19 protein-coding genes and 1 pseudogene are annotated in these 24,056 nt (G+C 58.7%); 15 read left to right on the top strand and 5 right to left on the bottom strand.

Annotated features, from left to right (window positions below):
- Positions 1-15 precede the first annotated feature (15 nt).
- The 3 genes from KUF73_RS19480 (at position 16) to rlmF (ending at position 5,678) form a co-directional block, all read left to right on the top strand.
- Entirely contained in the window at positions 16-1,332 is a 1,317-nt protein-coding gene (locus KUF73_RS19480; protein ID WP_218439683.1) for an MFS transporter, read from the top strand.
- Positions 1,333-1,556: 224 nt separating this feature from the next.
- Entirely contained in the window at positions 1,557-4,403 is a 2,847-nt protein-coding gene (locus KUF73_RS19475) for a valine--tRNA ligase (protein WP_218439682.1), read from the top strand.
- A gap of 252 nt (positions 4,404-4,655) precedes the next feature.
- Positions 4,656-5,678 (top strand): 23S rRNA (adenine(1618)-N(6))-methyltransferase RlmF, encoded by a 1,023-nt coding sequence (gene rlmF / locus KUF73_RS19470; protein WP_218439681.1) that lies wholly within the window; start codon positions 4,656-4,658, stop codon positions 5,676-5,678.
- A 180-nt stretch (positions 5,679-5,858) separates the two neighbouring features.
- On the opposite strand, the gene KUF73_RS19465 is transcribed toward rlmF, so the two are convergent.
- The gene (locus KUF73_RS19465; protein WP_007905514.1) at positions 5,859-6,140 is read right to left on the bottom strand and encodes an HU family DNA-binding protein; all 282 of its coding nucleotides are present in this window, start codon (positions 6,138-6,140) and stop codon (positions 5,859-5,861) included.
- Between the two features lie 499 nt (positions 6,141-6,639).
- Here KUF73_RS19465 and yejK point away from each other — a divergent pair, with 499 nt between their 5' ends.
- Together yejK and KUF73_RS19455 are read left to right on the top strand one after the other, a co-directional pair.
- Positions 6,640-7,644: a nucleoid-associated protein YejK gene (gene yejK / locus KUF73_RS19460; protein WP_218439680.1), complete on the top strand. Its 1,005-nt coding sequence runs from the start codon at positions 6,640-6,642 to the stop codon at positions 7,642-7,644.
- Entirely contained in the window at positions 7,644-7,994 is a 351-nt protein-coding gene (locus KUF73_RS19455) for a glutaredoxin family protein (protein ID WP_218439679.1), read from the top strand. The genes yejK and KUF73_RS19455 overlap by 1 nt, the downstream gene beginning before the upstream one ends.
- A 91-nt stretch (positions 7,995-8,085) precedes the next feature.
- Here KUF73_RS19455 and KUF73_RS19450 read toward each other — a convergent pair whose 3' ends face one another.
- Positions 8,086-9,021 carry a glutathione S-transferase family protein gene (locus KUF73_RS19450; RefSeq protein WP_218439678.1) on the bottom strand — a complete coding sequence of 312 codons (936 nt, stop codon included), beginning with the start codon at positions 9,019-9,021 and terminating at the stop codon, positions 8,086-8,088.
- A gap of 382 nt (positions 9,022-9,403) precedes the next feature.
- Between KUF73_RS19450 and KUF73_RS19445 the strand changes: the two genes are divergently transcribed.
- From KUF73_RS19445 to flgE, 5 genes are all read left to right on the top strand, one after another.
- Positions 9,404-10,375 carry an IS110 family transposase gene (locus tag KUF73_RS19445; protein WP_218439677.1) on the top strand — a complete coding sequence of 324 codons (972 nt, stop codon included), beginning with the start codon at positions 9,404-9,406 and terminating at the stop codon, positions 10,373-10,375.
- Positions 10,376-10,578: 203 nt separating this feature from the next.
- On the top strand, positions 10,579-10,986 hold the full coding sequence (gene flgB, locus KUF73_RS19440; protein ID WP_218439676.1) for a flagellar basal body rod protein FlgB: 408 nt from the start codon (positions 10,579-10,581) through the stop codon (positions 10,984-10,986).
- Positions 10,987-10,989: 3 nt separating this feature from the next.
- Positions 10,990-11,433, top strand: coding sequence for a flagellar basal body rod protein FlgC (flgC, locus tag KUF73_RS19435; protein ID WP_034146132.1), 444 nt, complete (start codon positions 10,990-10,992; stop codon positions 11,431-11,433).
- 15 nt (positions 11,434-11,448) lie between these two features.
- Entirely contained in the window at positions 11,449-12,171 is a 723-nt protein-coding gene (flgD, locus tag KUF73_RS19430; protein WP_218439675.1) for a flagellar hook assembly protein FlgD, read from the top strand.
- A gap of 31 nt (positions 12,172-12,202) precedes the next feature.
- Entirely contained in the window at positions 12,203-13,513 is a 1,311-nt protein-coding gene (gene flgE, locus KUF73_RS19425; protein WP_218439674.1) for a flagellar hook protein FlgE, read from the top strand.
- A gap of 235 nt (positions 13,514-13,748) precedes the next feature.
- Here flgE and KUF73_RS19420 read toward each other — a convergent pair whose 3' ends face one another.
- A complete protein-coding gene (locus tag KUF73_RS19420; protein WP_218439673.1) occupies positions 13,749-16,643 on the bottom strand; it encodes a ribonucleoside-diphosphate reductase subunit alpha in 2,895 nt (964 codons plus the stop codon).
- Positions 16,644-17,378: 735 nt separating this feature from the next.
- Between KUF73_RS19420 and KUF73_RS19415 the strand changes: the two genes are divergently transcribed.
- A complete protein-coding gene (locus KUF73_RS19415; RefSeq protein ID WP_218439672.1) occupies positions 17,379-18,101 on the top strand; it encodes a response regulator in 723 nt (240 codons plus the stop codon).
- Positions 18,098-19,708, top strand: coding sequence for an ATP-binding protein (locus KUF73_RS19410; RefSeq protein WP_218439671.1), 1,611 nt, complete (start codon positions 18,098-18,100; stop codon positions 19,706-19,708). The genes KUF73_RS19415 and KUF73_RS19410 overlap by 4 nt, the downstream gene beginning before the upstream one ends.
- A 117-nt stretch (positions 19,709-19,825) precedes the next feature.
- On the opposite strand, the gene KUF73_RS19405 is transcribed toward KUF73_RS19410, so the two are convergent.
- Both KUF73_RS19405 and KUF73_RS19400 read right to left on the bottom strand, forming a co-directional pair.
- Entirely contained in the window at positions 19,826-20,551 is a 726-nt protein-coding gene (locus tag KUF73_RS19405; protein WP_218439670.1) for a 4'-phosphopantetheinyl transferase, read from the bottom strand.
- 149 nt (positions 20,552-20,700) lie between these two features.
- On the bottom strand, positions 20,701-21,492 hold the full coding sequence (locus KUF73_RS19400; RefSeq protein ID WP_218439669.1) for a dienelactone hydrolase family protein: 792 nt from the start codon (positions 21,490-21,492) through the stop codon (positions 20,701-20,703).
- Between the two features lie 144 nt (positions 21,493-21,636).
- Between KUF73_RS19400 and KUF73_RS19395 the strand changes: the two are divergent.
- The 3 genes and pseudogenes from KUF73_RS19395 to KUF73_RS19385 all read left to right on the top strand — a co-directional run.
- A pseudogene (locus tag KUF73_RS19395) lies at positions 21,637-21,957 on the top strand (hypothetical protein); the annotation flags it as partial.
- A 74-nt stretch (positions 21,958-22,031) separates the two neighbouring features.
- Positions 22,032-22,709: a response regulator gene (locus tag KUF73_RS19390; protein WP_218439667.1), complete on the top strand. Its 678-nt coding sequence runs from the start codon at positions 22,032-22,034 to the stop codon at positions 22,707-22,709.
- Positions 22,706-24,052, top strand: coding sequence for an ATP-binding protein (locus KUF73_RS19385; protein ID WP_218439666.1), 1,347 nt, complete (start codon positions 22,706-22,708; stop codon positions 24,050-24,052). The genes KUF73_RS19390 and KUF73_RS19385 overlap by 4 nt, the downstream gene beginning before the upstream one ends.
- The last annotated feature ends 4 nt before the right edge of the window (positions 24,053-24,056 follow it).

The following is a 24,056-nucleotide window of genomic DNA, read 5'->3' as shown; positions in this document are numbered from 1 at the left end:
GTCAGGGATAACCGCATGACGACCAGCACGGCTTACAACGATTCCGCACCCGCGCAACCGACGAACTCCGCCACCCGCGTGGCCACCGCGAGCTTCATCGGCACTGCCATCGAGTTCTACGACTTTTACGTCTATGCCACCGCTGCCGCGCTGGTGATCGGTCCGGTGTTCTTTCCGCAGACTTCCGGCACGGCGCAGATGCTTTCGGCATTTCTCACCTTTGGCATCGCGTTCCTCGCGCGACCGCTGGGATCGGCGCTGTTCGGTCACTTCGGCGACCGCATCGGGCGCAAATCGACCCTGGTTGCCTCACTGTTGTTGATGGGCGTGTGCACCACGCTGATCGGCGTGCTACCCGGTTACGACAGCATTGGCGCCTGGGCACCCATCCTGCTCTGCGTGCTGCGCTTCGGCCAGGGTCTGGGATTGGGCGGTGAATGGGGTGGCGCAGCGTTGCTTGCCACGGAAAATGCGCCCAAGGGCAAACGTGCCTGGTTCGGCATGTTCCCGCAGCTTGGCCCCTCCATCGGCTTTCTCGCGGCCAACGGCCTGTTCCTGACCTTGGCCATGACCCTGACCGACGAACAGTTCCGCTCCTGGGGCTGGCGGATTCCGTTCCTGCTCAGCGCCGCGCTGGTAATGGTCGGCCTGTACGTTCGCCTCAAGCTTCACGAAACACCCGTATTCGCTAATGCCATAGCGCGTCAGGAACGAGTGAAAATCCCGCTGGTCGAGTTGTTCAGCCAATACTGGGTACCCGTTCTGCTGGGCGCCGGATCGATGGTGGTGTGTTATGCACTGTTCTACATTTCGACCGTATTCTCGCTGAGTTACGGCGTGGCGACACTTGGCTACAGCCGCGAAACCTTCCTCGGCCTGCTGTGCTTCGCCGTACTGTTCATGGCCGCCGCGACCCCGCTTTCGGCCTGGGCCAGTGACCGTTACGGGCGCAAACCGATACTGATCATCGGTGGCGTATTGGCGATTCTGTCCGGATTCTTGATGGAGCCATTACTGACCCAAGGCTCGACCTGGGGCGTGGCGCTGTTCCTGTGTATCGAATTGTTCCTCATGGGCGTGACATTCGCCCCGATGGGCGCGCTGCTGCCAGAACTGTTTCCGACCCATGTGCGCTATACCGGCGCTTCCGCCGCCTACAACCTGGGCGGGATTGTCGGGGCATCGGCGGCACCGTTTTTCGCGCAGAAACTGGTGGCGATGGGCGGTTTGAGTTATGTCGGCGGGTATGTGTCCGGGGCGGCGGTGCTGAGTTTGATTGCGGTGCTGTGCCTGAAGGAAACACGCCATAACGATCTGAATCGGGTCGCCTGACAAATAGACGACAGGTAGGAGCTGCCGCAGGCTGCGATCTTTTGATCTTGTTTTTAAGGAAGCGAGATCAAAAGATCGCGGCCTGCGGCAACTCCTACATGACCTCCTGATTGCCAAAGCACATTTTTCCCCGCCCCATTGTCACCTCGCTCTACGCGCATCGGAACATCCCCGCTATACTTGCCGGCTTTTCCTGAATAAATGCCAATAGGGTCCCGCCGCGCATGGATAAGACCTACCAGCCGCACGCCATTGAAACTTCCTGGTACAACACCTGGGAGTCCGAGAATTACTTCGCCCCGCAAGGCGCGGGCGAGTCCTACACCATCATGATCCCGCCGCCGAACGTCACCGGCAGCCTGCACATGGGTCATGGCTTCAACAACGCGATCATGGACGCCTTGATCCGTTTCCGCCGCATGCAGGGTCGCAACACCCTGTGGCAGCCGGGCACCGACCACGCCGGTATCGCCACGCAAATGCTGGTGGAACGTCAACTCGAAGCCCAGGGCCAGAATCGCCACGATCTGGGCCGCGACAAATTCCTCGAGAAAGTCTGGGAGTGGAAGGATCAGTCCGGCGGCAACATCAGCCGCCAGATCCGCCGCCTCGGCTCGTCCGTAGACTGGAGCCGCGAGCGCTTCACCATGGACGACGGTCTCTCGGAAGCCGTTAAAGAAGCCTTCGTACGCCTGCACGAAGACGGCCTGATCTATCGCGGCAAGCGCCTGGTCAACTGGGACACCAAGCTGCACACGGCGATTTCCGACCTCGAAGTGGAAAACCACGACGAGAAAGGCTTCCTGTGGAACCTGAAGTATCCGCTGGCCGACGGCGTCAAGACCGCTGAAGGCAACGACTTCCTGATCGTCGCGACTACGCGTCCGGAAACCATGCTCGGCGACTCCGCCGTTGCGGTTAACCCGAACGACGAACGCTACAAAGCCCTGATCGGCAAGTTTGTCGAGCTGCCGCTGGTTGGCCGCCGCATCCCGATCATCGCCGACGATTACTGCGACCCTGAATTCGGCACCGGCTGCGTGAAAATCACCCCGGCCCACGATTTCAACGACTACGAAGTCGGCAAGCGCCACAACCTGCCGCTGCTGAACATCTTCGACAAGAACGCCAACGTCCTGCCTGCCGCCCAGGCATTCAACCTTGATGGCACGTTGAACGAGAGCATCGACGGCAAGATCCCGGCCGAATACGCCGGCCTCGACCGTTTCGAAGCGCGCAAGCAGATCGTTGCTGCATTCGATGCGGCAGGACTGCTGGTCAGCGTTAACGATCACGCACTGAAAGTACCGAAAGGCGACCGCTCCGGCACGATCATCGAGCCGTGGCTGACCGACCAGTGGTACGTCTCCACCAAGCCTTTGGCTGAGCCTGCGATTGCTGCCGTTGAAGACGGCCGCATTCAGTTCGTGCCGAAGCAGTACGAAAACATGTACTTCTCGTGGATGCGTGACATCCAGGATTGGTGCATCAGCCGTCAGCTGTGGTGGGGCCACCGTATTCCGGCCTGGTACGACGAGTCGGGCAAAGTCTATGTCGGTCGCGACGAAGCCGAAGTGCGCGCCAAGCACAACCTCGGCCCGGATGTTGCGCTGCAACAGGACAACGATGTACTCGACACCTGGTTCAGTTCGGGCCTGTGGACGTTCTCCACGCTCGGCTGGCCGGAACAGACCGAGTTCCTGAAGAAATTCCACTCCACCGATGTTCTGGTGACCGGCTTCGACATCATCTTCTTCTGGGTTGCCCGGATGATCATGCTCACCATGCATTTGGTGAAAAACGAAGACGGCACGCCGCAGGTTCCATTCAAGACCGTTTACGTGCACGGCCTGGTGCGTGATGGCCAAGGCCAGAAGATGTCCAAATCCAAGGGCAACGTCCTGGACCCGCTGGACATCATCGACGGTATCGAACTGGAAGAGCTTGTGCAGAAACGCACCTCCGGCATGATGCAGCCGAAACTGGCGAAGAAGATCGAGAAGCAGACCCGCGACGAGTTCGCCGAGGGCATCGCCAGCTATGGCACCGACGCCCTGCGCTTCACCTTCTGCTCGCTGGCGTCCACCGGTCGCGACATCAAGTTCGACATGGGCCGCGTTGAAGGCTATCGCAACTTCTGCAACAAGATCTGGAACGCCGCGCGCTACGTGCTGGACAAGGGCGAAGACTGCGGCCAGAACGGCGAAGCCTACGAGTTGTCGCTGGCTGACCGCTGGATCATTTCACAGCTGCAACGCACCGAAGCCGAAGTGACCCGTCAACTCGACCAGTTCCGTTTCGACCTGGCCGCGCAAGCCTTGTACGAATTCATCTGGAACCAGTATTGCGACTGGTACCTGGAACTGTCCAAGCCTGTGCTGTGGGACGAAAACGCGCCGGTCGAGCGCCAGCGCGGCACCCGTCGCACGCTGGTTCGCGTGCTGGAAGTGGCCCTGCGCCTGGCTCACCCGTTCATGCCGTTCATCACCGAAGAAATCTGGCAGCGCATCGCGCCGCTGGCCGGAATCGAAGGCAAGACAATCATGCTGCAACCTTGGCCAGTGGCTAATGAAACCCGCATCGATCAGGCCGCCGAAGACGACATCGAATGGCTCAAGGAACTGATGCTCGGCACGCGCAACATCCGTGGCGAGATGAACATCGGGCCGGGTAAACCGCTGCCGCTGTTCCTGAAAAACGTCAGTGCCGAAGATCAGCGCCGCCTCACCGAAAACGAGGCGCTGCTGAAGAAACTGGCGCGCCTCGAATCGATCACCGTACTGACCGCAGGCGAAGAAGCACCGCTGTCCGCGACCGCACTGGTCGGCGAGATGGAAGTGCTGGTGCCGATGGCCGGCCTGATCGACAAAGGTGCCGAGCTGGCGCGTCTGGACAAGGAAATCCAGCGCCTGCAAGGCGAAGTGCAGCGGGTCGGCGGCAAGCTGTCCAACGCCGGCTTCGTTGACAAGGCTCCGGCTGAAGTCATCGAGAAAGAACGCGCCAAACTGGCCGAAGCCGAACAGGCTCTGGGCAAACTGGCCGAGCAACACGCACGGATTGCCAGCCTGTAACGGCAAATCGCAATGAAAAAGGGAGGCCAAAGCGGCCTCCCTTTTTTATGCCGCTCTACATTCTCCATGTAGGAGCTGCCGCAGGCTGCGATCTTTTGATCTTGCTTCATTAAAAACAAGATCAAAAGATCGCAGCCTCGTTTCACTCGACAGCTCCTACAGGGGACAGTTGTGATCTTTGCAATTGAGCTCACAGCAGCTGGATGTGGGACAATGCCCGCCACTTTGAGCCAAACCTTGAATCGACTTCCCATGACCGCCCCTAGCAAACCCAAAGCCCCGCGCCAAAAGCCAAAACCCGCGACCCCGGCCAAAGCCGTGGAACCACGCGAGAAGGCCAGCCTGCACCCGCGCAATCGCCATCAGGGTCGCTACGACTTCCCGGCGCTGATCAAGAGCACGCCGGAGCTGGCGAAGTTCGTGATCATCAATCCTTACGGCAAAGAGAGCATCGACTTCGCCAGCCCCGATGCCGTGCGGGTGTTCAACCGGGCATTGCTCAAGTCGTTCTATGGGATCAATCACTGGGATATCCCCGCCGACTACCTTTGCCCTCCGGTGCCGGGGCGCGCGGACTACGTGCACTTTCTCGCCGACCTGCTGGCCAGTGTCAACGACGGGGAGATCCCTCGGGGCGCGCCTGTGAAGGTGCTCGATATCGGCATGGGCGCCAACTGTGTCTATCCGCTGATCGGCTACAGCGACTATCGCTGGCACTTCCTCGGCTCGGAAATCGACCCGACGGCCGTGGCCTCGGCCAAAGCCATTGTGCAGTCCAACGGGCTCAACAAAGCCATTCAGTTGCGCCAGCAAACCAATCCCAAGCACATCCTGCTGGGCCTGCTTGAGCCGGGCGAACGCTTTGACCTGACCATGTGCAACCCGCCGTTCCACGCGTCGATGGAAGAAGCGACACGCGGTAGCGAGCGCAAATGGCGTGCGCTGGGCCGCGCCGACCCGAAACGCAAACTGCCGGTGCTGAACTTCGGCGGCCAATCCGCCGAGTTGTGGTGTGAAGGTGGCGAATCGCGCTTTGTGACGCAACTGATCGCCGAGAGCGCGCACTTTCAGCACAAAGTGCTGTGGTTCAGTACGCTGGTCTCCAAGGCCTCGAACCTGCCCGCAATTCAGACGGCGCTGAAAAAGGCCGGCGTTCTGGAAAGCCAGGTTGTGGAAATGTCTCAGGGGCAAAAGCAGAGCCGCTTCGTTGCCTGGACTTATCAGACTAAATCCGAACAGCAGGTTTGGCGCGAGCGCTGGGCGCGCAAAAGCTGAGTCACTGTGGGAGTGAGCCTGCTCGCGATGGCGGTGCATCAGTCGACATCATCGTTAACTGACACGCCGCCATCGCGAGCAGGCTCGCTCCTGCATTGGTTTAGCGGTATTTGTAGCAAATCACAGACACAAAAAAACCGTGCCCGGATCGCTCCGTTGCACGGTTTTTTTTAACAAGTCTTACTTGTTAACAGCGTCGGTCAGGCCTTTGGCCACAACCAGCTTAATCACTTTCTTGGCAGCGATTTCGATGGCAGCGCCAGTCGAAGGGTTGCGGCCGGTACGGGCAGGACGCTCAGTCACTTTCAGTTTGCCGATACCTGGCAGAGTGATTTCGCCGCCGTTTTCCAGCTGATCAGCAACGATTTGGCCCAGTTGGTCCAGAGCGTTACGCGCGGTGGTTTTTGGCGCGTCGATAGCTTCAGCGATGTCGGCGATCAGTTGGTCTTTAGTAAGAGCCATGTAGTGTTCCTTCCCTATCAAATTCATATGGATTGCAGAGTGCAGTGTCAGCCATCGAGCCCGATCTTCTGGATCTGGCACCCTCGGCCTAAATAACCACTGGATCGGGGTTATAGATACCGAAATCAGGGTTTGGTTCGACCTGACAAATGCTGAATGCACGCTTAACGCAGTGACTTCGCGTAAGACCGGGCAAAACTAGCACAGAGGCGGGGAAATATCCGCCTCTAGCTACCCATTTGGTCAGCTTTATTGCTCTAAACCGGGAAAAAAACGCATAAGCGCCGCTGGTCGCCCTCGAATTGCCCTACACCCCCCATGTAGGAGCTGCCGAAGGCTGCGATCTTTTGATCTTGTTTCCCAAAAATCAAACTCAAAAGATCGCAGCCTTCGGCAGCTCCTGCAGGGTTGTGGTTACAGTGCCTCACGTGGAGATTGCGGTACACTGAGCGCTTTTTCGGGGAGCACGCCCTCCTCTCTTCAATCAGCCGAGAAGCCCATGCCGATCCGTCATTGCATCGTCCACCTGATCGACAAAAAACCCGACGGCACACCTGCAGTTCTCCACGCTCGTGACTCTGAACTGGCAGAGTCCGCAGCTATCGAGAACATGCTCGCCGACCTCAACGAAAGCTATAACGCCAAACAAGGCAAAGCCTGGGGTCTGTTCCATCCGGAATCCGGGGCCTTTCCGTTCAGCGGCTGGCTGAAGGAGTACCTCGAGGGCGGCAAGGACTTTACGGCGTTCAGCCGCGTGGCGGTGGAACACCTGCAAAAGCTGATGGAGGAATCCAATCTCTCGGTCGGTGGCCATGTACTGTTCGCCCATTATCAGCAAGGCATGACTGATTACCTGGCCATCGCCCTGCTGCACCACAGCGAAGGCGTCGCTGTGACCGATCAACTGGACGTGACCCCGTCCCGTCACCTGGACCTGGGCCAGTTGCACCTCGCGGCGCGAATCAACGTCTCCGAGTGGCAGAACAACAAGCAGTCCAAGCAATACATTTCGTTCATCAAAGGCAAGAACGGCAAAAAGGTTTCGGAGTATTTCCGCGACTTCATTGGCTGCCAGGAAGGCGTCGACGGCCCGGGTGAAACCCGCACCCTGCTCAAGGCCTTCAGTGACTTCGTCGAGAGTGAAGACCTGCCGGAAGAGTCAGCCCGCGAGAAGACCAAGACCCTGGTGGATTACGCCAGCAGCCAGGCCAAACTGGGCGAGCCGATGGGCCTGGAAGAGCTGTCGGAACTGATCGACGAAGAACGCCCGAAAGCCTTCTACGATCACATCCGCAACAAGGATTACGGCTTGTCGCCGGAGATCCCGGCCGATAAACGCACCCTGAACCAGTTCCGCCGTTTCACCGGACGCGCCGAAGGCCTGTCCATCAGCTTCGAAGCGCACCTGTTGGGCTCGAAGATCGAGTACGACGAAGACGCCGGCACGCTGATTATCAAAGGCCTGCCCACCTCGCTCACCGACCAGCTCAAGCGACGCAACTGATGCTCGGCAGCGTATTGAAGAAATTCCTGCTGATCCTGGTCGTGGTGGTGGTTTACCAGAACTGGGGCAAGATCGAGCGGCTAATGGATCCGACCCAAGTGGTGTCCGAGCAGATTCAGCTCAAAGCCAACGTCGTGCTCTACAGCACGCAATGGTGCGGCTACTGCAAACTGACCCGGCGTTTTCTCGATCAAAGGGGCATCCCGTACAAGGACTTCGATATCGAGAAGGATGCCGTGGCGCGCAAGGACTATGAAGCGCTCGGTGGTGGCGGGATTCCGATCATTGATGTGAACGGCACGCTGATTCGCGGGTATGACCCGGATGCGATTATGGCGGCGTTGAAATGATTTAAAGATCAAAAGATCTCAGCCTTCGGCAGCTCCTGCACCGATCTCATGCAGGAGCTGTCGAAGGCTGCGATCTTTTCGTTTTTGTAGATCAGCACGCCTCGATACGGAAGCCGAAACGCGGAAAGTGCACATGCACCACGACACCGCGTTCGTCTTCGCGGCGCAGAATCAATTCCTCGCGGCCAGCAAACAACAACTCACCCGCCACCGGGTCAACGCCGTAGTCAGTTGCCGCGATCTGCACCTGCTGACCCGCCTTGAACCCATTCGGATCGTCAAAGGCTTCATCCGGCAATGCCGCGGGTGTGGCATTGCGTGCAATCTCCAGCGCTTCTTCCGAGGTCATTTCGCTCGGCGCCCCATGACCGAACCCCAGAACTCGCGCCAGCCAGGCCGAAACGGCCGGATAGTTATCCACAAGCGGTGACGTCACCGGTGTCGCCTTGAGGAACCACAGCGGGTGAGCCAAAGCAAAGTCGGCAACCGACGGCTCGCCGAACAGGTAGTCGCCCGCCTCGCGCTGCAGCTGTTGCTCAAGACGCACCATGATGGTCGGCCATTGATGCTTGGCCTGCTCGGCTGATAAACGTGTGGCGCTGCCGCCGCTGAACAATTTGGCGCGATCCGCGATAAACGCCTTGATTGCTTCCGGCGGCAAGTGACCAAAACGCACCGCGACCGACTCCGGCTGGAATACCAGGCTGACGGCATGCTGGAACACCACCGAATCGGCCCAGGCAGCGAAGGACGCGGCAATCATTTCCTGGCCTTCCGGGAAAAACGCCGGCAGGGCTTTTTCCTGTTCCAGCCGGCGGGCGATCAACGCGGTGTCGCAATAGATATCTGCACCGATCTGCAATACCGGGGTCTTGCGGTAGCCACCGGTCAGCGCGGTCAGGTCGGGTTTGGGCATCACCGGCGAGATTTTCACCGAGCGCCAGGACAGCCCCTTGAAGCCCAGCAGTAATCGCGCCTTTTCGGCAAAAGGGGACGTCGGGTAATGATGCAGGATCAACTCGGACATGCTCGGCTCCGCCGCACGAATAGGAATTCGCAGCTTAGCGCGCAATCGGTTAGCAGCCTACAGATCTGCCTGATGGGAACTGATCAGTCAGATTGATAAGGCATTTCAAGCGCAGATCAAAAGATCGCAGCCTTCGGCAGCTCCTTGTATCTCGACTATCGCTCCGTCAGGAGCGATAGTTCTCGACTGATCATCGAGGGAGGGACCTGGAAGCCGCGCAGCTCCTTAGGCTTTTTGCCTGCAATGTAGATCGTGCTCCTACCCTCCACACTCACTCGTATAGTTCGAACGGTATCTTGGGCCCGTCCTTGGCGAGAGCCCGCATTTGCAAGGTTGGACAGAGTGCAGTGATGATCGCAATTGATCTGATTGGGAGAGGAATATGTCCAGTTTCGTCGGTGTCGATATCGCTAAACACACCTTTGATATTGCTACGCACTTGCCAAACGGCAAGCACAAAACCAAGGCCAAACTGGCTAACGACACCAAGGGTTTCAAGGAGTTTGAAGCCTGGCTGCTCAAGCAAGCCGAGCCTTCGGCCCTGATCGTGATGGAAGCCACCAGCGTCTATCACCTGGAGCTTGCCGAGTTTATCTACAAAAAGGGTTATCGGGTCTGTGTGGTGAATCCGGCCACCACGCATGCGTATGCCGGCAGCGAGTTACGCCGGATCAAAACCGATAAAAGCGACGCCAAGCTGATTGCTGACTTCGCCCGAGAAAAAAATGAAAAGCTTCAGCTGTGGGCCCCGGAACCACTGAAGTTTCGTCAACTGAAGGCGATGGTTCGACGCCTCGACGACCTTCAGGAAATGCAGCAAATGGAGCTCAATCGACTGGACGTGTCCGACGAAAGCGTCAAAGACTCGATCCATTCGGTGCTGCGTCACATCGAAAAAGAAATCGCTGAAACCCACAAGGCGATCAAAAAACACATCGATGACGACCCGGACATGCGCCAAATGCGCGACTTGGTCGTGACCATCGATGGCATTGGCGAGAAAACGCTTGAGCGACTGTTGGCCGAGCTGGGTGACCTGCGCAAGTACGACAACCCTCGCAAACTGGTTGCCGCCGCCGGATTAAACCCAGAACTCCAGGACTCCGGCACGTTCAAGGGCCGCACCTTGATCTCTAAAATCGGTTCAGCGCGCTTGCGTGCTGGCCTCTACATGCCAGGCCTGGTAGCGCTGCGGCATAACGAAGCGATCATTGCCATGAAAGATCGCCTGAAGGCCAACGGCAAGGCCCCCAAGCAGATCATCTGTGCTGCAATGCGTAAGCTGCTGCATTTCGTTTACGGGGTGCTCAAATCGGGACAACCATTTGACCCAAAACTTGCACTTGCCCGGTGAGAGTCAAGACGGTATCTACAGGGGATGCGGGCAATTCACGAAAGCGGCAGAAAAGCGGCAGACGGCGGAAACCCGTTGCCGCTTTTCTGTCATTGCCGCTTTGCCACTGCCCGCAAAGGCCCGGTTTACGGGGGTTCTTGAATTGGCATGCCGCTTGCTATGTTCATCGTACGAAAAATCAGGTCACTCGAAGGTTTCCCGACATGAGCATCAGCTTCGATAAAGCGCTCGGTATTCACGAAAAGGCTCTGGGCTTCCGCGCCCAGCGCGCCGAAGTCCTGGCCAACAACATTGCCAACGCCGACACCCCGAACTACAAGGCGCGGGATCTGGAGTTCTCGAAAGTACTCGAGGCGCAGAGCAACAAGGCCAATAACGGTACGTTCGCCTTGAACATGACCAACAGCCGTCATATCGAAGCTGAAGGTCTGGGCAATGGTGATGAGTCGCTGATGTATCGCACGCCAATGCAACCGTCGATCGACCAGAACACCGTGGACGCCCAATTGGAACAGTCGAACTACGCGGAAAACGCGGTCGGCTTCCAGGCGAGCTTCACCCTGCTCAACAGCAAATTCAAAGGGCTGATTTCAGCCCTGCGCGGAGAGTAAGTCATGTCTCTATCCAGTGTTTTCAACATTGCCGGTAGCGGCATGAGTGCGCAGACCACGCGCCTGAACACCGTGGCCTCGAACATCGCCAACGCCGAGACCGTCTCGTCGAGCATCGACCAGACCTATCGTGCGCGTCACCCGGTATTCGCCACCATGTTCCAGGGCGGCCAGAGCGGCGGCAGTGATTCGCTGTTCCAGAACCAGGACGCTGCCGGTCAAGGCGTGCAGGTCATGGGCGTGGTCGAAGATCAGAGCAACCTCGAGGCGCGCTACGAGCCGAACCATCCGGCTGCAGATGCCAAGGGCTACGTCTACTACCCGAACGTCAACGTGGTGGAAGAAATGGCCGACATGATTTCCGCGAGCCGTTCGTTCCAGACCAACGCCGAAATGATGAACACCGCCAAAACCATGATGCAGAAAGTCCTGACCCTCGGTCAGTGATAAGGGGCGACTCAGATGAGTGTTAGCGATTCCACAGGCGGTTTGAGTCTCAACGACATCCTGGCCAATTCTTCGATCAAGACCAACACCTCGCAAGACGGTCTTGGGGCGGCAGCCAGCAGCGCCACGGGTAATAAAGCCTTGGGCAAGGACGCGTTCCTGCAGTTGCTGGTGACACAACTGAAAAACCAGAACCCGCTAGAGCCTCAGGACAACGGCGCGTTCGTGGCCCAGTTGGCACAGTTCAGTAGTCTGGAAGGGATCACCACCCTCAACGACACCGTGAGCGGACTGGCCAGCAACTACAACTCGTCCCAGGCATTGCAGGCCTCGGCGCTGGTAGGGCGTACCGTTATTGCACCTGGTGACAAGGCGGTGGTCGACACCTCGAAGCCTCTGAACGGTACCGTTGTGATGCCGTCGTCGGTATCCGATGCCACACTGAAAATCACCGACGCGGACGGCAAGGTCGTACGCACCATCGACATGGGCTCTCAGAAGGCAGGCAATGCCAGCTTTACCTGGGATGGCAAGAACGATGCGGGGGAGGTGGCGGCCGCAGGCACGTACACCTTCGCTGCTTCGACCACCATCGATGGTCAAGCCGTATCGCTGATCACCAACCTGCCAGCGACCGTCAACAGCGTGACCATCAGCCAGACCGGCGGTGAGTTGATGCTCAATCTGGCCGGGCTGGGCAGCATCGCCCTGTCCAAAGTGCAAACCATTGGTATATAGAGCCGACTAGCACGGCACAAAGGAGTGGAATATGTCTTTCAATATCGGCCTTAGCGGTCTCTATGCAGCCAACAAGCAACTGGACGTGACCGGCAACAACATCGCCAACGTCGCGACCACCGGTTTCAAATCGTCCCGTGCGGAATTCGAAGATGTGTACTCGGCAACCAAGCTGGGTACTGGCAGCAAGACCGTCGGCAACGGCGTGCGTCTGGCCAACGTTTCCCAGCAGTTTGGCCAGGGTGACGTGAACAACACCGGCAACGTGCTCGACATGGGTATCCAGGGTTCCGGTTTCTTTGTCCTGAGCAACAACGGCTCGCTGACCTACACCCGTGCCGGTACGTTCAAGACTGACAAGGACGGCTACGTCACCAACAGCGACGGCACTGCGCGTCTGCAAGGTTATGGTGTGGATGCCAATGGCAAGATCATCAATGGCGTGCTGACCGACCTGCGCATCGACACGTCCAACCTGGCGCCGAAGGCTACCAACAGCGTTTCGTCGACGATCAACCTGAACTCCACGGCTGACGTGATCGACCAGACTGTTGCGGCCAACAAATTCGATCCGACCAAGACTGCCACTTACACCAAGCAGTTCACCACCCCGGTGTTCGACACCCAGGGCAACCAGCACAGCATGGACCAGTACATGGTCAAGACTGGGCCGAACACTTGGGACACTTACACCCTGATCGATGGTCGTAACCCGAATGGTAGCGACCCCGCTGTGACGGCTCCGGTCCCATCGACCATGAACTTCGATACCAGTGGCAAACTGGTTTCGGTCAGCACGCTTCCTGGCCCGGTTATCAGCAGCGACCTGAAAATCACGACCTGGGTCCCGGGTAAAGTGACCAATGGTGTGTGGGCCGCCAACGGCGCAGCTCCCGATCCGGCCGGTCTGACCATTTCCATGGCCAACACTACCCAGTTCAATGCCGACACCGCACGCTCGATTCCTGCGCAGAACGGCTACGCCACTGGCCAGATCACCAACCTGACCATCGACGGCAGCGGCGTGTTGCTGGCCAACTTCAGCAACAACCAGACCAAGCCTATCGGTCAGATTTCGTTGGCCAGCTTCACCAACGAACAAGGTCTGCAGCCAGTCGGCGGCACCAGCTGGAAGGAAACCTACGCATCGGGCATCCCGGGTTACGATGCGCCGGAAACCGGCACTCTGGGTTCGATCGTTTCCAACTCCCTGGAAGAGTCCAACGTCAACCTGACCAACGAACTGGTCGACCTGATCAAGGCGCAGAGCAACTACCAGGCGAACGCCAAGACCATCTCCACCCAGAGCACCATCATGCAGACCATCATTCAGATGACCTGATGTTGGTTGGCTGAACGGGTTGCACAAAAAGCCCCTCGGAAGAGGGGCTTTTTTACAGCTGTTAAAGGTCAAAAGATCACAGCCTCGTTTCACGCGACAGCTCCTGCATTGAAATGCGATTCCTGTAGGAGCTGTCGAGTGAAACGAGGCTGCGATCTTTTCATTTGAGCAGGGCACAAAAGAAAACCCCCGACAAGCCAGAGGCCTGTCGGGGGTTTCGTGTTACTGGCTCAGCTTATTGGCAAGCTTCGCAATCCGGCTCGTCGATGGCGCAAGCCTTCGGTACTGGAGCAGGACCGGCTGGAGCGGCCAGGACCGAGTCGTCACCGTGGTTGCCGCCGCTGGAAACAGCGTTCAGCTTGCCGGTGTTGATGGTCGACTTCTCGGTGCTGGTCGCAGCCAAGGCACGGAGGTAGTAAGTGGTTTTCAGGCCACGGTACCAAGCCATGCGGTAGGTCACGTCCAGCTTCTTGCCCGAAGCGCCAGCAATGTACAGGTTCAGCGACTGAGCCTGGTCGATCCACTTCTGACGACGGCTTGCCGCGTCGACGATCCACTTGGTGTCTACTTCGAACGCGGTCGCGTAGAGCTCTTTGAGTTCTTGCGGGATGCGCTCGATCTGCTGAACGGAACCGTCGTAGTACTTCAGGTCGTTGATCATGACCGAATCCCACAGACCGCGAGCCTTGAGGTCGCGAACCAGGTACGGGTTGATCACGGTGAATTCGCCTGACAGGTTCGATTTCACATAGAGGTTCTGGTAGGTCGGTTCGATCGACTGCGATACGCCAGTGATGTTGGCGATGGTCGCGGTCGGTGCGATGGCCATGATGTTGGAGTTACGAATGCCTTTCTGTACACGGGCGCGAACCGGTGCCCAGTCCAGGGATTCATTCAGATCAACGTCGATGTACTTCTGGCCACGTTGCTCGATCAGGATCTGTTGGGAATCCAGCGGCAGGATGCCTTTGGACCACAGCGAACCCTGGAACGTCTCGTAGGCGCCGCGCTCGTCTGCCAGGTCGCAGGAAGCCTGGATCGCGTAATAGCTGACCGCTTCCATCGACTTGTCGGCGAACTCGACGGCAGCGTCGGAACCGTAAGGAATGTGCTGCAGGTACAAAGCGTCCTGGAAGCCCATGATGCCCAGACCAACCGGACGGTGCTTGAAGTTGGAGTTCTTCGCTTGGGGCACCGAGTAGTAGTTGATGTCGATCACGTTATCGAGCATGCGCACGGCGGTGTTCACGGTGCGTTCCAGCTTGGCGGTGTCGAGCTTGCCGTTGACGATGTGGTTCGGCAGGTTGATCGAGCCCAGGTTGCAAACGGCGATCTCGTCCTTGTTGGTGTTCAAGGTGATCTCGGTGCACAGGTTCGAGCTGTGGACCACGCCGACGTGCTGCTGCGGGCTGCGCAGGTTGCACGGGTCTTTGAAGGTCAGCCATGGGTGGCCGGTTTCAAACAGCATGGACAGCATTTTGCGCCACAGGTCTTTGGCCTGGATGGTCTTGAACAGCTTGATCTTGCCCGGGTACTGGGACAGCGCTTCGTAGTACTCGTAACGCTCTTCGAAGGCTTTACCGGTCAGGTCGTGCAGGTCCGGTACTTCGGATGGCGAGAACAGGGTCCACGGGCCGTCATCGAAGACGCGCTTCATGAACAGGTCGGGGATCCAGTTGGCAGTGTTCATGTCGTGGGTACGACGACGATCATCACCGGTGTTCTTGCGCAGCTCGATGAACTCTTCGATGTCCATGTGCCAGGTTTCCAGGTAGGCACACACAGCGCCTTTGCGCTTGCCACCCTGGTTAACGGCGACGGCGGTGTCGTTCACGACTTTCAGGAACGGTACAACGCCCTGGGATTTGCCGTTGGTGCCCTTGATGTACGAGCCCAGCGCACGAACCGGCGTCCAGTCGTTACCCAGGCCGCCCGCGAATTTCGACAACATGGCGTTATCGTGGATCGCGTGGTAGATGCCCGACAGGTCATCCGGCACGGTGGTCAGGTAGCAACTGGACAGCTGTGGACGCAGGGTGCCGGCGTTGAACAGGGTCGGCGTCGAGGACATGTAGTCGAAAGACGACAACAGGTTGTAGAACTCGATCGCACGGTCTTCTTTATTCTTCTCTTCGATCGCCAGGCCCATGGCCACGCGCATGAAGAAGATCTGCGGCAGTTCGAAACGCACGCCATCCTTGTGGATGAAGTAACGGTCGTACAGGGTTTGCAGACCCAGGTAAGTGAACTGCTGGTCGCGCTCGTGGTTGATCGCCTTGCCCAGTTTTTCCAGGTCGAAGCTCGCCAGAACCGGGTTCAGCAATTCGAACTCGATACCCTTGGCGATGTAGGCAGGCAGGGCCTTGGCGTACAGGTCGACCATCTCGTGGTGGGTCGCGCTCTCGGCGACGCCGAGGAAGCCCAGGCCTTCGGCACGCAGGGTGTCCATCAGCAGGCGAGCGGTTACGAACGAGTAGTTTGGCTCACGCTCAACCAGTGTACGGGCGGTCATCACCAACGCGGTGTTGACGTCGGTCAGGGCCACGCCGTCGTACAGGTTTTTCAGGGTTTCGCGCTGGATCAGGTCGCCGTCGACTTCTTCCAGGCCTTCGCACGCTTCGGTGACGATGGTGTTCAGGCGGCCCATGTCCAGAGGAGCAAAGGTGCCATCGGCGCGGGTGATGCGGATCGACGGGTGAGCGTTGACCGCTTCCTCGACCGGAGCGTGGGCAGCGCGTTCTTTCGAACGACCGTCACGGTAGATCACGTAGTCGCGAGCTACTTTTTGCTCGCCGGCGCGCATCAGGGCCAGTTCGACCTGGTCCTGGATTTCTTCAATGTGGATGGTGCCGCCCGAAGGCATGCGACGCTTGAAGGTCGCGGTGACTTGTTCGGTCAGGCGGGCAACGGTGTCGTGGATTCGCGACGAAGCGGCAGCGGTGCCGCCTTCAACTGCGAGAAACGCTTTGGTGATGGCGACGGTGATTTTGTCATCGGTGTAAGGAACGACAGTGCCGTTACGCTTGATCACGCGAAGCTGGCCTGGCGCGGTGGCGGACAGATCCGAATTCGAATCAGCGGCCTGCGGCAAGGTGCCCTGCGGGTTCTCGCGAGTTGTGTCGGTTTGCATGGGTGTCTCCACGTTCTCTATGTTTGTTTGGGCACCATCACGGTGCCCACCGTTCCGTCCTGAAGCACTACAACCGGCGAATGCCGGGCATAACAACTTCGGGACAGTAGGAAGGGGTGCTATTTGGGCGCCGCTTCCATGCCGAAGTCTTTGGTCGTGCGCCGTAGGCACAAGACCGGGGTCCATTCAGGTGACAGTTGGGGACTGCAACACCCGTACCGTTTTCACCCTTATGGGCCGAAATACAGTAGCCATCCGCACGCGCGGTTTGGGCTTTCGAAAATACGTTTGGTTCAACCGGACAGTGGCAAGAAAAGCGCTTGAAATTGGTGTCCGGTTTGTGTTTGGTTTTTTGCGCTAAACCCTACATGTAGGGTTTTTTTGGCGCTGGGGTACAAGATAATGCGTTTTGGGGGGCGATTGCAACGTACTACCTGTGGATAAACCTGTGCGTAAATTGTGTGTGAAAGGTGGAAAGAGCGTGTAGGCCGCGACCCTACTGGAGTAGACCGTTTGTCACAGATTTTCACCTGTCGAAATCGGTCCGGGCGGATTTTTAAGGGCGCGAACCCTATCACAAAAAACAGTCTTGTCCGAACGCATTTACCGGCTTGTGTTCTGCGCGGCCGACGTTTATACAATCGGCCAGTGTGTATGCAATTTATCCTCCCCAATCATTACAAAAAGACGGGTGGATCCTTCCTTATTAGAGTTCTTGGCAAGTAGAGGTCACCCGTGGAGCAAGAAGCCTGGCAGGTATTGATTGTCGAGGACGACCAGCGTCTGGCTGAGCTGACTCGCGATTACCTGGAAGCCAATGGCCTGCGTGTGTCGATCGAGGGCAATGGCGCCCTGGCTGCCAACCGCATCATCAAGGAGCAGCCGGACCTGGTGATTCTCGACCTGATGCTCCCCGGTGAAGACGGCCTGAGTATTTGCCGCAAGGTCCGTAACCGTTATGACGGCCCGATCCTGATGCTCACCGCCCGTACCGATGACACCGACCAGATCCTCGGCCTCGACCTGGGTGCCGATGACTACGTCTGTAAACCGGTGCGCCCGCGCTTGCTGCTGGCGCGCATCCAGGCGTTGTTGCGGCGCAGTGAAACACCAGAAGCCGCGCCGGAAAAACAACGGCGCCTGCAATTCGGCCCGCTAGTGGTGGACAACGCATTGCGCGAAGCCTGGCTGCAGGGCAATGGCATCGAACTGACCAGCGCCGAGTTCGACCTGCTCTGGCTATTGGTGGCCAACGCCGGGCGCATTCTGTCCAGGGAAGAAATCTTCACCGCGCTACGCGGCATCGGTTATGACGGCCAGGACCGCTCCATCGATGTGCGCATCTCGCGCATCCGCCCGAAAATCGGCGATGACCCGGACCATCCGCGGCTGATCAAGACCGTGCGCAGCAAAGGCTACCTGTTCGTTCCCGAGGCCTGCGTAGACTCGTCCCTGTGAACTCGATCTTCCTGCGCATTTATGGCGGCATGTGTGCCGCGCTGGTTCTGGTAGCGGTGCTCGGCGTTCTGGCGCTGCACATGCTCAATCAGGTGCGCAGCGAGCAGTACCGCGAGCGGCTGGCCCACGGTACGTTTTCGTTGATGGCCGACAACCTGGAACCGATGAACCAGACCGAACGGCACCGTGCCTTGTTGGTTTGGGAACGGCTGCTGGGGATTCCGCTGGCGCTGAAAACCTTTAACGAGACCGACCTCGACCTCACCCAGCGCACCCGTGTGCTGCACGGCCAGGCACTGGTGGAGCAGACCGGTCCGCATGCGGCCAAGGTTTACCGGTTGGTCAGCGATAAGGAACAGCTAGTACTCACCGGCGAAGTCCAGCAGATCAGCGAGCAACTGGCGCGGGCGACCATTTATTTATTGGCCGATGAATTAGTGCGCTCGCCAGTGGCCGAGCAACCCAAGCGCCTGGCGCAATTAAAGCAGGACAAGGGGTTCGGGTTCGACTTGCGGCTGGTCACGGTCGAAGAGGCCGATATGGACGAAGACCAGAGCCGCCGCGTATCGGAGGGCGACACGGTGATGGCGCTGGGCAAGGGCGGCGATTCGATCCGCGTGTTCGCGGGCATGGTCGGCACGCCGTGGGTGCTGGAAATCGGCCCGTTGTATCAGATGAATCCGTATCCGCCGGAGTGGCTGGTGCTGATTGCCGCGTTAGGCCTGACCCTGATCGGTTTGATCGTCTATCTGTTGGTGCGTCAACTTGAACGCCGTCTTCGCGGATTGGAAGCCGCGGCCACGCGCATCGCCAAGGGCAGCCTGGAAACCCGCGTGCCGGCACGCGGTGCGGATTCGGTGGGGCGTCTGGCATCGGCATTCAACGGCATGGCCGAGCACTTGCAGCAACTGCTGGCGATCCAGCGAGAACTGGTGCGCGCCGTGTCCCATGAACTGCGAACGCCGGTAGCTCGGCTGCGCTTCGGCCTGGAGATGATCGGCTCGGCCACTACGCCGCAAGCCCTGGAAAAATACTGCGAAGGCATGGACCACGACATCGAGGACCTCGACCGTCTAGTGGACGAGATGCTGACCTACGCGCGACTGGAACAGGGCTCGCCGGCGCTGAATTTCCAGCGCATTGATCTGGATGCACTGGTCAATCAGGTGATCGAAGAGCTGGCGCCATTGCGCGCCGACGTCACGGTGCAACGTGGCTTGTGCCTGTCGGCGGCTGATTGCGACGACGCCTGGGTGGAGGCCGAGCCGCGCTACCTGCACCGGGCGTTGCAGAACCTGGTGAGTAACGCCATGCGCCACGCGCAATCACGGGTGACCATCAGTTATCAGGTGGGCCAGCAGCGCTGTCGGGTGGATGTCGAGGATGACGGGCCGGGCGTGCCGGAGTTGGCCTGGGAGAAAATCTTCACCCCGTTCCTGCGTTTGGACGACAGCCGCACTCGCGCTTCGGGCGGGCATGGTTTGGGGCTGTCGATCGTGCGGCGGATCATTCATTGGCATGACGGGCGCGCATTGATTGGCAAGAGCAAAAGTCTGGGCGGGGCCTGCTTCAGTTTGAGTTGGCCGAGGAATCAGGAGAAGCGCTGAGATTTTTGTTGTCTGGCCCATCGCCTTCGCGGGCAAGCCTCGCTCCTTCAGGTCAGACACATTACCTGTAGGAGCGAGGCTTGCCCGCGAAGAGGCCATCCGAGCCGCCAAGAATCCTCAGGCCTTGATACTGACAAGACTCAACAGCTGCCCATCCTTGACGCCAAACTGTGCATCCAGCTCGGTGCCGTTACACCACTCACTGGACAGGTCCGTCAGCAATCGCAGGCGCACCTCACCTGCTTCGGTCCACTCCAAAACTTCGGCATGTTCAAAATAGAAACGCTGCTGAACGATGGGGTACAGCGCTTTAAACAAGCTTTCTTTTACCGAAAACGTCAGGGTCACCAGCAACGCCAGTTGATCGCGACGGCCAGCGGCCATGCGCTGTAGCTCTGGCGGGGTGAGGATTTCCCCGGCCAGGCGTTCGGCACGTTCGGCATTGAGCAGGTTTTCCAGGTCCATGCCCAAGCCGCGCCAATGGCTTTTTTTCGCGACGATTGCGGCGGCCCGGCCAGTGCTGTGGGTGATCGACCCGGTGATATGCGCCGGCCAAACCGGCGCGCGGTCTTCGCCGATGGCCGGGCTGAAGTTCAGACCTTCCAGTTGCTGCAACGCGGCCCGGGCGCAGACCCGCCCGGCGAGAAACTCCGCCTGGCGCTTGGCGACCGAGCGCTGGATGGTCGCGGGTGCCTCGATGGCGCTGCGATGAAAATCATCATTGGTCAGTTGCGAGGGATTGAAATGGGTACTCAACAGCACCGTATCGGGCAGCACCGAAGGTAGCGGCCAATGGGCATCGAGTGGGGTGCAACAGGCGGGAAGGGCGGGTACAGAATTCATGTCGGGCATTTTGCCGGGTTGCCTTCGGGCTGGGTAGTCTTCAAGTTAAACCGCGTATTCGTTCTTCGCGGGCAAGCCGCTTCTTCGGGGTTACGTTGTCCCTGTAGGCGCGAGGTTTGCCCGCGAAGGCCCGGATGCGGTCTATCTGATCAGGCAAAGATTTTTTTGAAAAACGCCTTCATGTCCGCCCACGACGATTCATCCGCCGCTTTGTTGTAACCAATGTCCGGCCCGCCATGATCACCATGGCTCAAACGATCGGCATCAGGATTGCTGAAACCGTGCTTGGCGCCATCGAGACTGACGAACTTGTAGTCGGCACCGGCCTTGTCCATTTCAGATTTGAATGCCGTCACGTTATCCGGCGTGACCATGCTGTCCATCGCCCCATGCTCGACAAGGATTTTAGCTTTCACGCTACCCGGCGTGGCGGGTGAGTCAGTCGCCAGCGCACCGTGAAAACTCACGACACCCTTCAATGGAACGCCCTGGCGCGCCGCATTAAGCACCACGCCGCCGCCGAAGCAGTAGCCGATGGCGGCGATTTTGTTCGGGTCGGTTTGCGGTTGTTTTCTCAGCAAGTCGAGCCCGGCCTGGAACCGCGCACTCGCGACGGCGCTGTCCTTCAACACGGCCTGCATGAACGCCATGGCATCCTTGGGATGTTCGGTGTTCTTGCCGTCGCCATACATATCAATGGCCAGGGCGCTGTAGCCCAGACCGGCCAGGTCCCGGGCACGGCGTTTGGCGTAGTCGTTCAGCCCCCAGAACTCATGCACCACCACCACACCAGGGCGCGGGCCCTTGATCGCATCGTCGTAGGCGTAATAGCCGATCATTTTCGTGCCGTCGGCAGATTGGTAAGGAATTTCCTGGGTCTTGATGGCGGCCTGGCTGAGCCCGCTCAAGGCCAGCAAGAGGACAGCGAGAAACATGCGCATGGTCGAATCTCCTGTTGAAACTCATCGAAACGCTTGGGTTGATTTGATTCAGCTTAGGTTCAGATTGCGTTCAGGGGGAGTTCAGGGCGGGGTGGGTAACCTTGCCCGTACCCAAAAAGCGAACAGCGCATGAGGAAACTCCCTATGACTGGCTTTAAAAACCTGATTCTGGCTTTCACTGTCCTGGGCGCCAGTACCGCCGCCCACGCTGCCGACGATAATTTCACCAGCCGTGTTTTTGGACAGACCAGCGACAAGGTCAAAAAGTCCCGAGTCTTGAGCAGTTCGAGCGTTAATGCCGTAGTGGGTAATGACAGCGCTTGGGGCGCGCGCCTGGGGCAACAAAACAGCCAGTCCGATTACTACGTCGGTTACGACAACGTGTCGGTCTCGCACAATGGCATTAAACTCCGTCAGGAGGACCTCATGGGCCGCTATGATTTGTCCAATCCGTCGGGTGTCAGCAAACAATCGTGATGTGAGCCATCGAGGTACACCGTATGTACTTCTGGAGACGTTGATTTGCTCGGGAGAGCGTTATGAAACTGCTGGTCGTCGAAGATGAAGCGCTGTTGCGCCATCACCTGCAAACCCGCCTGACGGATAGCGGCCACGTGGTCGAGTCCGTGGCCAATGCCGAAGAGGCGCTGTACCAGACTGAACAGTTCAATCACGATCTGGCGGTGATCGATCTTGGCCTGCCGGGCATGGGCGGTCTGGACCTGATCCGCCAACTGCGTTCGCGGGGCAAGACCTTTCCGATCCTGATCCTCACCGCGCGCGGCAACTGGCAGGACAAAGTCGAAGGCCTCGCCGCCGGGGCTGACGACTATGTGGTCAAGCCGTTCCAGTTTGAAGAGCTCGACGCCCGACTCAATGCCTTGCTGCGTCGTTCCAGCGGGTTCACCCAGTCGACCATTGTTGCCGGGCCGTTGCTGCTCGACCTTAATCGCAAGCAGGCGTCGCTCGATGAGCAGCCGTTGGCACTGACCGCTTACGAATACCGGATCCTTGAGTACTTGATGCGCCATCACCAGCAAGTGGTGGCAAAGGATCGCTTGATGGAGCAACTCTACCCGGACGACGACGAGCGTGATCCGAATGTGATCGAAGTGCTGGTCGGCCGCCTGCGGCGCAAGCTCGAAGGGCCGACCGGGTTCAAGCCGATCGATACCGTGCGCGGTCTCGGCTACCTGTTCAATGAGCGCTGCACTTGATTCGTTCCCTCCGAGTCCGCTTGATGCTCGCCGCCACCCTCCTGGCGGTGTTGTTCATGCTGGCGCTGTTGCCGGCGATGCAGGGCGCGTTCAGCCTGGCGTTGCAGGATTCCATCGAGCAACGCCTGGCGTCGGATGTCACGACGCTGATTTCCGCGGCGCGGGTGGAGAACAACCACTTGCAGATGCCGTCGCAATTGCCCGACGAGCGCTTCAACCTCACCGACAGCCGCTTGCTCGGTTACATCTACGACCGCGAAGGTCATTTGGTCTGGCGTTCGAAAGGCACTCAGGAAGATCAGATCAATTACAAACCGCGTTACGACGGACGCGGTAATGAGTTCGCCCGGATCAGCGAAGCCAATGGCCAGGAATTCTTCGTCTATGACGTCGAGGTCAAGTTGCTGGGTGGCAAAAGCGCGGCGTTCAGCATTGTCGCGCTGCAACCGGTTCGTGAGTACGAACTGACCCTCGAAGGCCTGCGGGAAAACCTCTACCTGGGTTTCGGCGCGGCGTTGCTGGTGCTGCTGGCGTTGCTGTGGATCGGTCTGACCTGGGGCTTGCAGGCGTTGCGCCGGCTCAGTCAGGAACTGGATGAAATCGAAGGCGGCACCCGCGAAAGCCTAAGCGAACAACACCCGCGCGAATTGCTGCGCCTGACCGGCTCCCTGAACCGTTTGCTGCACAGCGAACGTGAACAGCGCAGCCGTTATCGCGATTCCCTCGACGATTTGGCGCACAGCCTGAAAACCCCGCTGACGGTGCTGCAAGGCGTCAGCGAAGACATGGCGCAACGCCCGGAAAATCGCGAGCAGGCCTGGGTTCTGCAAAACCAGATCGAGCGCATGAGCCAGCAAATCAGCTATCAATTGCAGCGCGCCAGCCTGCGCAAAAGCGGTCTGGTACGTCATCAGGTGCGCCTGCAACCGGTGCTGCAAAGTTTGTGTGACACGCTGGACAAGGTTTATCGCGACAAGCGGGTGCGGGTGGCCTTCGATTTACCCTCCAACTGTTATGTGCCGATCGAGCAGGGCGCCTTGCTGGAGATGATGGGTAACCTGCTGGAGAACGCCTATCGCCTGTGTCTTGGCGAAATACGCATCAGCGTGCGTCAGACGCTAAGCGGCGTTGAATTGTGCGTCGAAGACGACGGCCCCGGCGTCCCTCCCGACCAGCGCGCGCGAATCCTGCAACGCGGCGAACGCCTGGACCGCCAGCATCCGGGGCAGGGCATTGGCCTGGCGGTGGTCAAGGACATCATCGAAAGCTACAGCGCCAAGCTCACCCTGGGCGACTCGCCGATGGGCGGTGCGGCGTTCCGGATTCATTTCCCGGTGGTTTGAAGTC

The organism is Pseudomonas sp. PD9R (assembly GCF_019200975.1).
Classification (GTDB): domain Bacteria; phylum Pseudomonadota; class Gammaproteobacteria; order Pseudomonadales; family Pseudomonadaceae; genus Aquipseudomonas.
The sequence above is the reverse complement of the archived record's forward strand: the minus strand, read 5'-3'. Positions and strand labels throughout refer to the sequence as shown.

Excerpts from the sequence above, each read along its gene's own strand:
- KUF73_RS19480 (WP_218439683.1), top strand. The coding sequence starts at position 16 with ATGACGACCAGCACGGCTTACAACGATTCCGCACCCGCGCAACCGACG.
- KUF73_RS19475 (WP_218439682.1), top strand. The coding sequence starts at position 1,557 with ATGGATAAGACCTACCAGCCGCACGCCATTGAAACTTCCTGGTACAAC.
- rlmF (WP_218439681.1), top strand. The coding sequence starts at position 4,656 with ATGACCGCCCCTAGCAAACCCAAAGCCCCGCGCCAAAAGCCAAAACCC.
- KUF73_RS19465 (WP_007905514.1), bottom strand. The coding sequence starts at position 6,140 with ATGGCTCTTACTAAAGACCAACTGATCGCCGACATCGCTGAAGCTATC.
- yejK (WP_218439680.1), top strand. The coding sequence starts at position 6,640 with ATGCCGATCCGTCATTGCATCGTCCACCTGATCGACAAAAAACCCGAC.
- KUF73_RS19455 (WP_218439679.1), top strand. The coding sequence starts at position 7,644 with ATGCTCGGCAGCGTATTGAAGAAATTCCTGCTGATCCTGGTCGTGGTG.
- KUF73_RS19450 (WP_218439678.1), bottom strand. The coding sequence starts at position 9,021 with ATGTCCGAGTTGATCCTGCATCATTACCCGACGTCCCCTTTTGCCGAA.
- KUF73_RS19445 (WP_218439677.1), top strand. The coding sequence starts at position 9,404 with ATGTCCAGTTTCGTCGGTGTCGATATCGCTAAACACACCTTTGATATT.
- flgB (WP_218439676.1), top strand. The coding sequence starts at position 10,579 with ATGAGCATCAGCTTCGATAAAGCGCTCGGTATTCACGAAAAGGCTCTG.
- flgC (WP_034146132.1), top strand. The coding sequence starts at position 10,990 with ATGTCTCTATCCAGTGTTTTCAACATTGCCGGTAGCGGCATGAGTGCG.
- flgD (WP_218439675.1), top strand. The coding sequence starts at position 11,449 with ATGAGTGTTAGCGATTCCACAGGCGGTTTGAGTCTCAACGACATCCTG.
- flgE (WP_218439674.1), top strand. The coding sequence starts at position 12,203 with ATGTCTTTCAATATCGGCCTTAGCGGTCTCTATGCAGCCAACAAGCAA.
- KUF73_RS19420 (WP_218439673.1), bottom strand. The coding sequence starts at position 16,643 with ATGCAAACCGACACAACTCGCGAGAACCCGCAGGGCACCTTGCCGCAG.
- KUF73_RS19405 (WP_218439670.1), bottom strand. The coding sequence starts at position 20,551 with ATGAATTCTGTACCCGCCCTTCCCGCCTGTTGCACCCCACTCGATGCC.
- KUF73_RS19400 (WP_218439669.1), bottom strand. The coding sequence starts at position 21,492 with ATGCGCATGTTTCTCGCTGTCCTCTTGCTGGCCTTGAGCGGGCTCAGC.
- KUF73_RS19390 (WP_218439667.1), top strand. The coding sequence starts at position 22,032 with ATGAAACTGCTGGTCGTCGAAGATGAAGCGCTGTTGCGCCATCACCTG.